At 68.0% G+C, this 12,848-nt stretch carries 13 protein-coding genes; 8 read left to right on the top strand and 5 right to left on the bottom strand.

Translation table 11 applies throughout. From position 1 onward, the window contains the following. Positions 1 to 82: 82 nt before the first annotated feature. Positions 83 to 478, top strand: a complete 396-nt coding sequence (gene msrB, locus WEB06_10120; GenBank protein ID MEX2555978.1) for a peptide-methionine (R)-S-oxide reductase MsrB — start codon at positions 83 to 85, stop codon at positions 476 to 478. A gap of 6 nt (positions 479 to 484) precedes the next feature. Here the strand turns inward: msrB and WEB06_10115 are convergent, their stop codons facing one another. Genes WEB06_10115 through WEB06_10105 form a run of 3 tightly spaced genes read right to left on the bottom strand, consistent with a single transcriptional unit; the run spans position 485 to position 1,899 of the window. Continuing rightward, on the bottom strand, positions 485 to 868 hold the full coding sequence (locus WEB06_10115) for a DUF3054 domain-containing protein (protein ID MEX2555977.1): 384 nt from the start codon (positions 866 to 868) through the stop codon (positions 485 to 487). Beyond that, complete coding sequence (locus WEB06_10110; protein ID MEX2555976.1) at positions 865 to 1,464, bottom strand: TetR/AcrR family transcriptional regulator; 600 nt, start codon at positions 1,462 to 1,464, stop codon at positions 865 to 867. Before WEB06_10110 ends, WEB06_10115 begins: the two co-directional genes overlap by 4 nt. 39 nt (positions 1,465 to 1,503) lie before the next feature. Then, a complete protein-coding gene (locus WEB06_10105; GenBank protein ID MEX2555975.1) occupies positions 1,504 to 1,899 on the bottom strand; it encodes a CBS domain-containing protein in 396 nt (131 codons plus the stop codon). A 136-nt stretch (positions 1,900 to 2,035) separates the two neighbouring features. Here WEB06_10105 and WEB06_10100 point away from each other — a divergent pair, with 136 nt between their 5' ends. From WEB06_10100 to WEB06_10090, 3 genes are read left to right on the top strand one after another with little or no spacing between them, the layout of a single operon-like run. Then, complete coding sequence (locus tag WEB06_10100; protein ID MEX2555974.1) at positions 2,036 to 3,442, top strand: metallophosphoesterase; 1,407 nt, start codon at positions 2,036 to 2,038, stop codon at positions 3,440 to 3,442. Between the two features lie 9 nt (positions 3,443 to 3,451). Further along, complete coding sequence (locus tag WEB06_10095; protein MEX2555973.1) at positions 3,452 to 3,970, top strand: O-acetyl-ADP-ribose deacetylase; 519 nt, start codon at positions 3,452 to 3,454, stop codon at positions 3,968 to 3,970. Then, on the top strand, positions 3,967 to 4,863 hold the full coding sequence (locus WEB06_10090) for a hypothetical protein (protein ID MEX2555972.1): 897 nt from the start codon (positions 3,967 to 3,969) through the stop codon (positions 4,861 to 4,863). The genes WEB06_10095 and WEB06_10090 overlap by 4 nt, the downstream gene beginning before the upstream one ends. Here WEB06_10090 and WEB06_10085 read toward each other — a convergent pair. Next, a complete protein-coding gene (locus tag WEB06_10085) occupies positions 4,860 to 5,432 on the bottom strand; it encodes a hypothetical protein (protein MEX2555971.1) in 573 nt (190 codons plus the stop codon). The two genes, WEB06_10090 and WEB06_10085, sit on opposite strands and share 4 nt — an antisense overlap. Positions 5,433 to 5,526: 94 nt before the next feature. Between WEB06_10085 and WEB06_10080 the strand changes: the two genes are divergently transcribed. The 3 genes from WEB06_10080 to WEB06_10070 all read left to right on the top strand — a co-directional run bounded on the left by WEB06_10080 (position 5,527) and on the right by WEB06_10070 (position 10,891). Further along, the gene (locus WEB06_10080; GenBank protein MEX2555970.1) at positions 5,527 to 5,979 is read left to right on the top strand and encodes a helix-turn-helix transcriptional regulator; all 453 of its coding nucleotides are present in this window, start codon (positions 5,527 to 5,529) and stop codon (positions 5,977 to 5,979) included. A 71-nt stretch (positions 5,980 to 6,050) separates the two neighbouring features. After that, a complete protein-coding gene (locus WEB06_10075) occupies positions 6,051 to 6,383 on the top strand; it encodes a hypothetical protein (protein MEX2555969.1) in 333 nt (110 codons plus the stop codon). 272 nt (positions 6,384 to 6,655) lie between these two features. Then, positions 6,656 to 10,891: a choice-of-anchor Q domain-containing protein gene (locus WEB06_10070; protein MEX2555968.1), complete on the top strand. Its 4,236-nt coding sequence runs from the start codon at positions 6,656 to 6,658 to the stop codon at positions 10,889 to 10,891. Here the strand turns inward: WEB06_10070 and WEB06_10065 are convergent. Then, positions 10,884 to 11,867 carry a glycerophosphodiester phosphodiesterase gene (locus WEB06_10065; GenBank protein ID MEX2555967.1) on the bottom strand — a complete coding sequence of 328 codons (984 nt, stop codon included), beginning with the start codon at positions 11,865 to 11,867 and terminating at the stop codon, positions 10,884 to 10,886. The two genes, WEB06_10070 and WEB06_10065, sit on opposite strands and share 8 nt — an antisense overlap. 77 nt (positions 11,868 to 11,944) lie before the next feature. Here WEB06_10065 and WEB06_10060 point away from each other — a divergent pair. Further along, a partial coding sequence (locus WEB06_10060; protein ID MEX2555966.1) for a 2-oxo acid dehydrogenase subunit E2 occupies positions 11,945 to 12,848 on the top strand: 904 nt, incomplete at its 3' end.

Raw genomic sequence — 12,848 nt, 5'->3', positions numbered from 1 at the left:
ATGAGAATGATTGTCAATACGCCGAAGGCAACGGCCGAACTAGAGTGTTGGGCGAACCGGGGGAGGAGTCGTGGCCGAGGAGATGGATCGTCTGCCGAGCACCGAACAAGAGTGGCGCGCGCGGCTTACGCCGGAGCAGTACCGCATCCTCCGGGAGGCCGGAACAGAGCGAGCGTTCACCGGCCATTACGTCGACACCGAGGACGACGGCACGTATCGGTGCGCGGCCTGCGGCAACGTTCTTTTCAAGAGCGACGTCAAGTACCACTCGGGGTCGGGATGGCCGAGCTTCACCGAGGCGGTCTCGCCCGACGCGGTGATCCTGAACGAGGACCGCGCCCACGGGATGGTTCGAACCGAGGTCCGATGCGCCCGTTGTGACTCCCACCTCGGACACGTCTTCGACGACGGGCCGCGAGAATCCGGCGGTCGGCGCTGGTGCATCAACAGCGCCGCGCTGGAGCTCGATCGCGGCTGAGGAGCGCTAGCGCCCGGCCGGAACCATCGCCGCGATGGCGCGCCAACCGAGCAGCAACACCAACGTGACCGTCATCGTCACGATCGCGAAAACGATCTGCGATCCGTCGGCCGGCCGGCTCAGCACGATCGCTCGGATCACGACACCGACCGGGACGGCCATCACCCAGGTGATGAGCATCGTACGCAGGCCCGGCCGGGAGTACGTCCCCACGAACGCCGCCACGACGAACCATCCCGCCAGGATCGGCAACGCGTTTCGCGCGACCCCGCCGGCGGTGATGCCTTCGTCGTGGCTCGCGAGCCCGATCACCGCGAACAGGGCGATCGCGATCGCGTCCCCGATCAGGAGGATCCGCGGCGAGATCGTTCGGCGATCTCCGCCCTTCACGGCTCGAGCGCCCGTCGCACGAACTCCACGAGCTCTTCCTCGCGCCGTTTCAGCGCGCTTCGGCTCTGCTGCCCACCGCCCAGCGCCCGCAGGACGCCCGCCTCGGTCAGCGATCCCACGACGGCCGTGTACAGGGTGAACAGGAGCAGCGTCGGGTCTTGACGGCGGAACGTGCCGTCCTCCATGCCGCGCTCGAGGTGAACGAGGGCGCGTTTCCGCAGAGGCTCGAGCACGCCCGTCACGCGTGCGATCACCTCCGGGCCGCGCCGGGAAGCCTCGCGAGCGAAGGGCGGGAACTCCGGCCACTCCTCCGCCAGACGGAAGATGGCCGAGATCACCCGCTCGGGTCGCTCGCGCTCGTCCTCCCCTTCCAGTGCCCGTTCGAGCGCCGACGAGAGTCTGGTTGCGAGCTCATCGATGCAGGCGTCGAAGAGCTCGTCCTTCCCCGGGAAGTAGTACAGGAGCGTCTGCTTCCGGACGCCCGACGCTTCGGCGACCGCGTCGAGGCTGGTGCCCTCATAGCCCCGCCCACCGAACAGCGCGACCGCGTCGTGGATGAGCTGTCGACGGCGCTCTTCGCCACCCGTGCGCGTCATAGAAAGGTGCGGCCCCGCCGGGCGCCGGATACCGCGCCGCTACTTGACGACGGCTTCGGCCGGGAGCTTGATGCCGGCGCGGGCGATGTCCCGGATCGACACGATGCCCTTGAGCTCGCGCTCCCCGTCCACCACCGGCAGGTGGCGGAACCCGTGCTCGAGCATCACCTGGGCCGCCTCTTCGACGCTGATGTCGGGCGTGACGGCCGTCGGGGCTGGGGTCATGTAATCGCGGATGTGGGTGACCTCGGTGTCGATGCCCTCGGCCACGGCCTTCACGATGTCGCGCTCGGTAAGGATGCCGATCAGGTAGCCGTCCTCCGTGATGACCACCGAGGATGCCTTCCGCTCCTTCATCGCCTGCGCCGCCGCCTGGAGCGTCGTGGCAGGCTCGACGTCCAGGACGTCGGTCGTCATGATCTCCCGCAGCAACATCTGGCCCTCCCGGTCGGAACCGTCGTCGTACCTTACCCTGCTTCCGCCGACCCATGCACCCCGGTTCCCGCCCGCTATATCCGCAGTTCACCCGGCATGCGCGGCCGACAACGGTTCTCCTTAGTAGCCTCAAGCGATGCGCTTCCCTGGGTGGTTGACGCGCCCATCGGTCCGGCGGGCGATCCTGCTGGTCGGCTTCGCGCTGTGCGCGGGGCGCATCTTCGCGCCGGTCTCTTTCCCCTTCTCAGCCGGTGAGATCATGGTGCGGGTCACCCCGAACATCCCGGGGGGTACCGTCGCGCTCGACCTCGGGCCGTTCGGCGAGCTGTCGTGGAAGACCCACACGGCGCCGCTCGACGTTCACGCCTCGTTCGTGATCGGAGAACGGCCGCGAGGCCTGCCGGACCTTGCGGAGCTCCGGGATCTTCGACTCGCGTTCCTCATCCGCAAGCTGGTGTGGCTCGCGCTCGCCGGGGCACTCGGCGGACTCCTCGTCGCCGACGCGATGGGACGCAAGCGGATGGCGATCGCCGGGGGGATCGGCGCGCTCACCTTCCTCGCGGCCGGCTCGCTCGTGGTGGGCGCCACCGTCCTGACGTTCGATGCCAAGGCATTGGAGGAACCCCACTACCGGGGCCCCATCGAGGACGCGCCGCGGGTGCTCGAAGTACTCGGTGAGGTAAGCCGCGACCTCGCCGGCGCGCGGAGAAACATCAACAAGGTCGCGGAAGGCTTGCTGCGCCTTCACTCCCAGATCACGTCGCGACCTGCGGCGCCCTCAGGGCCGACGACGAAGATCCTCGTCGTGTCGGACGTCCACAACAACCCGATCGGTTTCCTGATCGCGCAGGAGCTGGCGCAGCGCTTCGGCGCGAGCGTGACGATCAACGCCGGCGACTTCACCGACCGAGGAACGCAGACGGAGGCGGAGTTCTTCGCGCGCTTCGGCGCGGTCACTCCGCGTCAGATCGTCGTCGGCGGCAACCATGAGGACCGCGCGACGCTGGACCGCGTCCGCACGATGCCGGGCGTGACGCTGCTGGAATCGGGCCGGACGGATCTCGTCGACGTCGAGGGCATCGCCGTGCTCGGCGAAACCGATCCCAACGCGTACAGCATCGCGTCGGACCCACGGAACGACCTGGCCGACGTGGAGATCCCGGCTCGGTGTGAGCAACTCGCCCGGCGATTCCTCGCCACCGACGCTCTGATCGTCGTCGTGCACGACCGTCGTCTGGGTGAGTGCGCGGCCGAGGCGGCGCGCGCCGCGGGACGTGCGATGGTGTTCGTCCGAGGACACGACCACAAGCCGTTGCTCGCGGTCGACGGCGGCGTGCTCGAGATCTCGGCCGGCACCAGCGGGGCCAACGGGATCAAGACACCGAAGAGCGCTCCGTTCGGCTTCGGCCTGCTCGAGTTCGATCCCAGCACCGGCGAACTCGTGTCGGCGTGCCTTTTCGCATTCGACGACCCCGCTCACCTGCGCGAGTCGGAGTGCCGCATCGCCCCGCTCGCCCCGCCCGAGGAAACGCCGCCGGGCTAGTATCCGAGCATGCCCGTGATCACGCTGGTTAAAGGCGATATCACCGCCGAAACCGTCGACGCGATCGTCAACGCCGCCAACTCCTCACTCATGGGCGGCGGCGGCGTCGATGGGGCGATCCACCGAAAGGGCGGCCCGGAGATCATCGAGGAGTGCCGGCGCATCCGCGCGACGACGCATCAGCAAGGCCTTCCCCCCGGGCGGGCGGTCGCCACGACCGGGGGCAAGCTCGCGGCGCGCTGGGTGATCCACACGGTCGGGCCCGTGTATTCCAAGAACGAGGACCGTTCGACGATCCTGGCCTCGTGCCACACCGAGTCGCTGCGGGTCGCGGACGAGCTCGGCGCGAAGAGCGTGGCGTTCCCGGCGATCTCGACCGGCGTCTACGGCTACCCGCTCGATCTCGCAGCGCCGGCCGCGATCCGCGCCGTCGCCACCGCAGCAACCGGGGTCGCGGAGGTGCGGTTCGTGCTGTTCGACGACGTCGCCTTCGAGGCGTTCGAACGCGCGTTGAAGGAAGCGTCATGACACGCGTCTTGGCGGGCACCGAGAAGGGGCTCTTCGACGTGGGCTCAGGCGAGACGCTGCTCCACGGCTCGGTCGGCGCGATCGCGCGTGGCCCGGACGCATGGTGGTCGGTGGTCGACGACCACCGCATCCACTCCTCGCCTGACGCCCGAGCGTGGAGCGAGGCCGCGGGCATCCGAGAGCTGAGTGCGAAGTGCCTCGTCCCTTCGGACGGCGGCGCCTTGATCGGCACGTCCGAGGCGCATCTGGTGAAGGTCGTCGGTAGCTCGGCGACTCGCGTGCGCTCTTTCGACCTTGTCCCGACCCGCGACGACTGGTACACGCCGTGGGGCGGCCCGCCCGACACCCGCTCGCTGTCTCGCGACGCCGGCGGTCGCGTCTACGCGAACGTCCACGTCGGCGGGATCCTGGTCTCTGAGGATGGGGAGGCCGGCTGGCACCCGACGGGGATGGACGTGGACGCCGACGTCCATCAAGTGCTCGCCCATCCCTCCGTTCCCGGCCTCGCGTTCGCCGCCACAGCGATCGGCATGGCCGTCACTCGAGACGGCGGAGGATCCTGGGAGTTCACCGACGATGGGCTGCACGCAGCGTACTGTCGAGCGGTCGCGCTCGCCGGCGACGTGATCCTGCTCTCGGCGTCGACCAGCCACACGGGTCGCAAGGCGGCGCTCTATCGGCGGGATCTCGAAGGCGACGCCTTCGAGCGATGCTCGGGTGGGTTGCCGGAGTGGTTCGCCGACAACGTCGACACATATCGCCTCGACGCGAACGCCGGGAGCGCGACGCTCGGAACGAGCGACGGCGTCGTGTTCGTCTCGGAAGACGCGGGACGATCGTGGTCGAAGCTCGCCGCCGGCTTGCCGTCGATCTCCTGCGTGGTGCTCGCCTAAGCGGAAGCGTCCGCGCCGGGCTTCCACGCGTCGCCCACGTAACGGAGTACGTCGATCATCCGGACGGCCTGCGCGGCCTCCGAGCTCAGGCGCTCCGTGACGGTGGCCGCGACCGCCCGTCGCACCTCGTCGTCGATGCCGCCGATGCGCTGAAGCACTTTCGCGCGCATCCCCTGGGCGGATAGCTCCACAACGACATCGCTCGGCAGCACCGGGTCGATATCGAACGCCAGGGTCACCGGAGCAAGGGCGCGCAGCGAGATCCGCAGCGCGATGGAGAGCTTGCCGCTGTATCGATGCGACGCCCCTGCAACGCGGACGTCGAGCGAGAGATCGATCGGGATCGTCGCCTCGAACGAGAGCGGTCCCGCGCGCCAGGAGTTCTTCGCGGACACGGTTCTGATCTTGCCGGTGGCAGTGACCGACGCGGCGCCGCCGGGCCCGGCGTTCATCGGCCCGACGCGGACCTCGTCGCCGGCGACGTGAGCGATCGTGGCCGCCACCCGCTCGGGCGTGACCACATGCGTGATGAAGTTCACGCCGAGCTGCTCGTAGGTGATCTCTTCCATCGTTCGCGAATGCTACCCATCCAACACGCCGCCTACCGACGGCCCGTTGAAACGCGTGTTGCTTGGGGCACCAAGCGACTGCTAGGCTGCGGACATGGACGAGCGGTGGAAGTCTCTCGGTGAGTTCATCCGGACGCAACGGCGCCTGGCGGACATGTCGTTGCGCCAGCTCGCCAACGTCACCAAGGTTTCCAATCCCTACCTCAGTCAGATCGAGCGCGGCATCTACAAGCCGTCTGCCGAGGTGCTCAAGGCGATCGCCGACGCCCTGAAGATCTCCGCCGAGAACCTCTACGCGCGGGTCGGATTGCTCGATGCACGTGCCCCCGAAGAGGTGGACGCGGAGCGTGCGGCGCGCGAGCAAGCCGCCGACGTCGAGCGCTCGATCCGCCTGGACGCCGAGCTCACCAACGAACAGAAGAGCGCCCTGCTGCGGGTCTATCGCAGCTTCGTCGCATCCGACCGCGAGCCCGCCGGCCGGGAGCCCCCCGCCGCCCCTGCTAAGGCGGCCAAGCAGGTCGCGAAAAAAACCAAGCGGACGACTTGACAGGCCAAGCATCCGCTTGGTATACCTAGCATCACGAAGAGCCCCAGTGGGGGGTCCGCAAGGAGGAAGACATGGCACGCAGCTATCTGAAGATGGTCGACGAGGCCGGCGACCAGGCCCTTTCGGCCCTCGGCAAGGCGCAGGAAGCCGTCGTTTCCACGGTCTCGACCGTGAGCGAGCGTATCGCCGACGTGCTCCCCGACCTGCCGAAGAACCCGATCGCCGACAGCGTCCCGACGCCGCGCGAGACCACGAAGACCGGTTTCGAGCTGGCCGAGAAGTTCCTCGGCGCCGCCAAGGACTACTCGCTCGAGATCCTGAAGGCGCTCGAGCCCCTCACCACCAAGACGTTCTGGAACGCTCGCAAGGCCAAGAAGGCCTCTGCGAGCACCAAGGCCGCGTAACACCAGACCCGGCAGTCGAAGCCCCGAGCTTGCTCGGGGCTTCGGCCTTCCCACCCCTCAGCCGATCACGAGGGGGTCACTCGCAGACCTCGCCTCGCCCCCCGGATAACAGGCGTCCAAGGCTCGGGTCCCAAATGTTGCAATTCGGACGGCAGAACCCCTAGACGCGCCCGGGCCCCAGCGAGACAATGCAAGTTCGGGGCTCGAGTCCGCCGTTTCTCGGAGGGATGGGGATGCGCTCTTCACCGAGGCGCGCCAGCCGTTTCGCGCGCATGACCCGCACGGGTGCGGCCCTCGCTTTGGCGGGGGCCTTCCTGATCGTTCCGTCTCCATCCGCGCCGGCGGCGACGACGCTGACCGTCAATACGCTCGAGGACGAGCTGAACACCGACGGCGACTGCTCCCTGCGCGAAGCGATCACGGCGGCCAACACGAACGCGGCGGTCGACGCGTGTGGAGCCGGGAGCGGAGCCGACACGATCGATCTTCCGACCGGGATCTACGGTCTCGCGATCGCCGGAACGGGAGAGGACGCCTCCGCGACCGGGGACCTCGACATCACCGAGGATCTCACGATCACCGGAGACGGCGCCGCCACGACGGTTATCGACGCCAACGACCTCGACCGGGTCGTGCACGTCTCGGGCGGGGTCGTAGCGATCAGCGACGTCACCATCACCGACGGCACGCTGGGGGCGGGCGACAACGGCGGGGGGATCATCAACACCGCGACGCTCCACCTCAACCGCGTCGTCGTGACCGGCAACACGGCCGACGACGTCGGCGGTGTCAGCAATTACATCGGCGGGACGATGACGGTAGTCGACTCGACGATCTCGGACAACATCTCCAACAGCGACGCGGGCGGCTTCTACAACACCGGATCGCTGACGATCTCGGGCTCCACGATCAGCGGGAACACCGTGGTCGGAGGCGCCAAACGTGGCGGCGGCTTCTACAACGACGGGCCGCTGACGATCACCAACTCCACGATCAGCGGGAACTCAGCGGCCGGTGGTGGCATCGGTGGCGGGATACACGTCGGCTCCGGATCCATCGCGCTTCTCAACACTACGATCACAGGCAACACGGCTTCACTCGGCTCCGGGATCGATGGATCCGTCACCAGCGTCCAGAACACGATCGTGGCGAGCAACGCGGGCAGCGCCTCGTGCGCGTTCGTCATCGGCTCGGGGTTCAATCTTGACTCCGACAGCTCGTGTTTCTCCGGCCCCACGGCCGTCCATGCCGACCCACTGTTGGGCGCCCTCGCCTTCAACGGTGGTCAGACTCACACGCACGCGCTTTCGACCGGCAGCCCGGCGATCGACGCCGGCACAAATGCCGGCTGTCCCGGAACCGATCAGCGTGGGATACCAAGGCCGCAAGGCCCGCTCTGCGACCTAGGATCGTTCGAGGTCGCGCCGCCGCTGACGGTCAACACGCTCGAGGACGAGCTGAACACCGACGGAGACTGCTCGCTTCGCGAGGCGGTCCAGGCAGCGAACACCGACTCGCCCGTCGATGCATGCGGTTCCGGGGACGGAGCGGACACGATCACGCTCGCTGGAGGGACCTACCAGTTGTCGATCGCGGGGTCGGACGAGGACGGCAACCAGACCGGCGATCTCGACATCACATCCGACCTCACGATCACCGGAGCGAACAGCGTCGTCAACGCCGGGGCGATCGGCGACCGCGGCTTCGACGTTTATCCCGGCATCGTCGCGATGTCGGACCTCAAGGTCCAGAACGGCTCCGTCACCGTCGAGCCGAACGACGGCGGGAACATCCGTAACTTCGGAACCCTCGCGCTCACCGGTGTCACGGTCGAGGACGGCACGGCGACGGGCGCCGGCGGCGGGATCTACAACGGGCCGGGCGCCGTTCTGACGCTCTCCAACACGAGCTTCACCGCCGGCCCAACCGGCAACGCGGCCAGCTCCGGCGGCGCCTTGTTCAACGACGGAACCGCCACGGTTGCCGGCTCTTCGATCGCGAACGCCACCGCCACCTGCTGCGGCGGCGGGATCCAGAACAATGGCTCGCTGACGATCACCTCCAGCTCGGTCACCGGCAACGAGGGCGGCACCAACGGCGGCGGGATCCTCAACGGCGGCGGCGCCACGATGACGATCGACGACACCGACGTCACGAACAACACCGCGTCCGACCACCCCGGCGTCGCGAACGACGGCACACTCACGATCACCAACGGGAGCCTGATCGCCGGGAACCAGGCGTATGGAGGGGGATGCGGCGGCGGCCTGTGGAACACCGGCGAGCTCGACGTGGCGGACACCGTCATCGACTCCAACACCCACGAGTGCGGTGCCGGCTTCTACAACGTCGGTCAGGCCACGGTGTCGGACTCCACGATCTCGAACAACACCGCCGTCGGCGGCCCTGGCGGGATCGGCAACGACGGGGACATGACCGTCACCAACGCAACGATCAGCGGGAACAGCGCCCCGGATGTGGGCGGTGTCCGGAACAACGGCACAATGTCGATCGTGGGCGGCACCGTCATCGGGAACAGCGCGACGTTCAACGGTGGCGGGTTGTCGAACCACGGGACGCTGTCGGTTGACGGGACCACGATCGTCGAGAACAGCTCGGGATCCGGGGGCGGCGGGATCAACGACGAGAATCGGGCGACCATCACCAACGCGCTGATCGAGGACAACGTGGCGGCGACCGCCGATTGCTGCGGCGGCGGCGGCCTCAACGTCGGTGGGAGCGCGGTGACGACGGTGGACGGTGTGACGTTCTCGGGGAACGCCTCCGGACAGGAGGCCGGTGCGATCTTCGTCTTCGGACAGTTGACCCTGACTGATTCGACCGTGACTGGCAACACCGCGGTGAACAATGCCGGTGGGATCCACGTGGACTCCGGCGCCAAGCTCGTGATGATCGGCGGCGCCGTTACGTCGAACAGCGCACCGTTCGGAGGGGGCATATCGTCCGAGGGGCCCTGCATCCCCTGCGGTCAGCCGGCTCCCGGGGTCACCACGCTTGACGGCGTGACCATCTCCAACAACACGGGGGAGCAAGGCGGCGGGATCAGCGCGTTCAGCGCTACCGTCTTGAACGTCTCCAACAGCACGATCTCCGGTAACGACGCGACGCTCGGCAGCGGCGGCGGGATCCTCAGCGGGGACAGCACGCTCTTTGTGAACTCCTCGACCGTCTCCGGGAACACGGCCGCGGACGGGGGTGGCGGGATCGAGACCGGCGGGACGGCGACGATCTCGGACTCGACCTTCGACGGGAACGCGGCGGCCGAGGGGGGCGGACTCCGGAACTTCGGGACGGCGACGATCGACCGGAGCACCTTCAGCGACAATACGGCGAACGGCGGCGGCGGGATCGAGAACGCCGGAACGCTCACCATCACGAACAACACGATCAGCGGGAATTCGGCGACGGGAGACGGCGGAGGCATCATCACCGAGGACACGGGCACGACCGTGGTCCGCAGCAGCACGATCAGCGGCAACAGCGCGCCGACAGCCGCCGGGATCAAGAACAACGACCCGGGAGGGCTGACGCGGATCAAGAACACCATCATCGCCAACAGCATCGGATCCGACTGCCAGAGCGGCACGATCACCTCGGCCGGGTGGAACCTGATCGAGAGCCCAGCCGGCGACTGCAGCATCGTCGGCGATCCGTCTGGCAACATCATCGGGTTGGATCCGATGCTCGGGTCGCTCGCCGACAACGGCGGTCCGACGTTCACCCATCTTCCCCAACCGGGCAGCCCGGTCTTCGACGCCGGGAGCCCGGACTGTCCACCCCCCGACGTGGACCAGCGAGGCGTCGGCCGGCCGATCGGCGGCGCCTGCGAGATCGGTTCCGTCGAGGAGGCAGGTGCTCCCGCCGCGGTGGCGGATCTGAGCGTGGTGAAGACCGATTCGGCCGATCCGGTCGACGTTGGGCAGACTTTCACGTACACGGTCACGGTGTCCAACGCCGGGCCACAGGTTGCTTCGAACGTGACCCTGACAGACGTCTTGCCGGCCGAGGTCTCCTTCGTCTCCTTCGCCGGACGGCCGGCACCGCCGTGCACGCAGAACGCCGGGACCGTGTCGTGCACGTGGGCATCGCTGGGAGTCGGATCGAGCGTCATGGTGAAGATCAAGGTCACGGCCGTCTCCGCCGGATCCGCTTCCAACACAGCCACCGCCGATGCGGATCAATCCGACCCGGACGGAGCCTCGGATACCGAGACGACGACGATCAACGGATCGCCGCCCGGGTCGACCCACACTCTGACCGTCACCCGAACGGGAACGGGCCAAGTCAAGAGCTCGCCCGCCGGCATCAACTGCGGATCGGACTGCCTCGAGGTCTACTCGGACGGGACCACAGTCACCCTCACAGCGAAGACGCGGGCCGGGACCACGTTCGCCGGCTGGGATGGCGATTGTGCATCGGCCGGGACGTCGCCGACCTGCGTGCTCGTGATGGACTCTGACAAGGCCGTGACGGCGACGTTCACGTAGTCGCGAAGGAACCGGCGCAGAACGTCGCGGGATCCGTGAGGACCTGCTCGAGGAGCGTGGGGAAGTCGGTCATGATCCCGTCGACGCCCATCTCGAGCAGCGCGCACATCGTCGCGACGTCGTTGATCGTCCAGACGTGGACCGCGAGCCCGTTCGCGTGCGCGTTCGCCACGAAGTCCGCGTTCACGACCTCGATCGGAACGCCGGGGATGGCGTCGAAGATCACCGGAACCTGCAACGCGACGTAGCGCGGGTTGGGAAGGCCGGGGAGCGGTCCCCGAGCCGAGGTATGGAAGATCGCCGCCTCGACGGTTGCGGTCGCGGTGTGGATCTCCGGCGCCCAGAGCTTGAAGAGCTCGACGGCGTGATCGAGGAACGACACCACGATCACGTCATCCGAACGGCCGAACTCCCGGAGCAGGTCGGCGAGGATCTTCTCGTAGGGTGCGGTGTCGGGAAGCGTGTTCTTGATCTCGATGTTGGTCGGGAAATCCGGGAACGTCTCGAGCACCTCGCGCAGCGTCGGGATGGTGAAGTCGTTCGGCTCGAAACCGGCCGGGGGCGGCACCGCGCCGGTCGCGACGCCGCGGAAGATGTATTCGGACTCCTCGGCCGAATGTGTCGTGCCGGCCACGGGGACGAACCAGTGCGCGGCGTCGAGCGTCTTGATCTGGGCCAGCGTCAGCTCGTCGACCCGGCCGGTCCCGTTGGTCGTCCGGTCGACGGTCGTGTCGTGGAGGACGACGATCTCTCCGTCCTTCGTGGCGTGCACGTCTAGCTCGATCATGTCGACGCCTTTGGTGAGCGCCGTCTTGAACGCGTAGAGCGTGTCGGAGGGCGCCTCGTTCTCGCCGCCCTGATGAGCGATGTTCCATACCCGCCGCTCGAGCCACGGGTTGTCACCGAGCGCGGCACCGCCGCCGACGGGCACGAACGTGACCGCGGCGAGCGCGAGCCCGAGCAGGTGCTTGATCATCCGCAATAGGTTCGCCCTTCCGGACGGGTCCACCTGCTTTGCCTCGCAGGCCGAGGGCCTGAGAGGCTAAGGACACGATGGCGAAGCTCGCGGGGTGGCGGAAGATCGCAGGGGCGATGTGGGGGCCGCCGGACGACCCTCAGATCTACGGCGCCATGGAGTTCGACGCCGGGCCGATGATGGACCTGATCGAACGGGGGAAGGCTGCCGGCCACCGCGTCACCGTCACCCATCTGGTCGGCCGCTCGATCGCGCTGGCGCTGGCCGCCGTCCCGGACTTCAACATGCGGATCTACGGCTCGAAGATGATCCCGCGGGGATCCGTCGACATCTTCTACATCGCGGCGGTCGAGGGCGGCCGCTCGTTGTCGGGCGTCCGCGTGGACAACGCCGACCACAAGTCGGTCTTCGAGATCGCCGACGAGCTCTACGTCCGCGCGTCTCGGATGAAAGCCGGCGACGATCCGGAGTTCGCGAAGACCAAGAAGACCATGGAGGCGCTCCCCCGCCGCGCACTCAAGCTCGCGATGCGATTCAGCGCGTGGGTGGCCGGCGACCGCAACAAGTCCCTGAAGGCGCTCGGCGTCAAGGCGAACCCGTTCGGGAGCGCGATGGTGACGAGCGTCGGCATGTTCGGCCTGCCGCAAGGCTTCGCCCCGCTGGCGCGCTTCTACCGGATGCCGCTCCTCGTGCTCGTCGGCGAGATCACCGACAAGCCCGTCGCGATCGACGGCAAGGTCAAGGTACGGCCGATGCTGCCCCTCACCGCCACGATCGACCACCGCTACGCGGACGGGTGGCACATATCGCAGCTGTTGAAGCCCTTCAAAGCCTACTTCGCGGATCCGGCGCAGTTCGAGCCCGACCCCGCGACGGTCCCGTCGCCGCAGGCACCCGCCCCCGAGGTCTCGGCGCCACCGCAAGACGGTGCCGGGAACCGGGGGGGGGGGGGGGGGGGGGGGGGGGGGGGGGGGCGGGGGG

The sequence above is a fragment of the Actinomycetota bacterium genome, from assembly GCA_040905475.1.
GTDB lineage: Bacteria > Actinomycetota > AC-67 > AC-67 > AC-67 > DATFGK01.
Note: the sequence above shows the minus strand (reverse complement) of the source record. Positions and strands in the feature narration are given on the sequence as shown.

What these genes read in the sequence shown, in the direction of transcription:
- WEB06_10090 (MEX2555972.1), top strand. Translation starts at nt 3,967, where the DNA reads ATGACACGCGTCTTGGCGGGCACCGAGAAGGGGCTCTTCGACGTGGGC.
- WEB06_10085 (MEX2555971.1), bottom strand. Translation starts at nt 5,432, where the DNA reads ATGGAAGAGATCACCTACGAGCAGCTCGGCGTGAACTTCATCACGCAT.
- WEB06_10070 (MEX2555968.1), top strand. Translation starts at nt 6,656, where the DNA reads ATGACCCGCACGGGTGCGGCCCTCGCTTTGGCGGGGGCCTTCCTGATC.
- WEB06_10080 (MEX2555970.1), top strand. Translation starts at nt 5,527, where the DNA reads ATGGACGAGCGGTGGAAGTCTCTCGGTGAGTTCATCCGGACGCAACGG.
- WEB06_10075 (MEX2555969.1), top strand. Translation starts at nt 6,051, where the DNA reads ATGGCACGCAGCTATCTGAAGATGGTCGACGAGGCCGGCGACCAGGCC.
- WEB06_10095 (MEX2555973.1), top strand. Translation starts at nt 3,452, where the DNA reads ATGCCCGTGATCACGCTGGTTAAAGGCGATATCACCGCCGAAACCGTC.
- WEB06_10105 (MEX2555975.1), bottom strand. Translation starts at nt 1,899, where the DNA reads ATGTTGCTGCGGGAGATCATGACGACCGACGTCCTGGACGTCGAGCCT.
- msrB (MEX2555978.1), top strand. Translation starts at nt 83, where the DNA reads ATGGATCGTCTGCCGAGCACCGAACAAGAGTGGCGCGCGCGGCTTACG.
- WEB06_10065 (MEX2555967.1), bottom strand. Translation starts at nt 11,867, where the DNA reads ATGATCAAGCACCTGCTCGGGCTCGCGCTCGCCGCGGTCACGTTCGTG.
- WEB06_10100 (MEX2555974.1), top strand. Translation starts at nt 2,036, where the DNA reads ATGCGCTTCCCTGGGTGGTTGACGCGCCCATCGGTCCGGCGGGCGATC.
- WEB06_10110 (MEX2555976.1), bottom strand. Translation starts at nt 1,464, where the DNA reads ATGACGCGCACGGGTGGCGAAGAGCGCCGTCGACAGCTCATCCACGAC.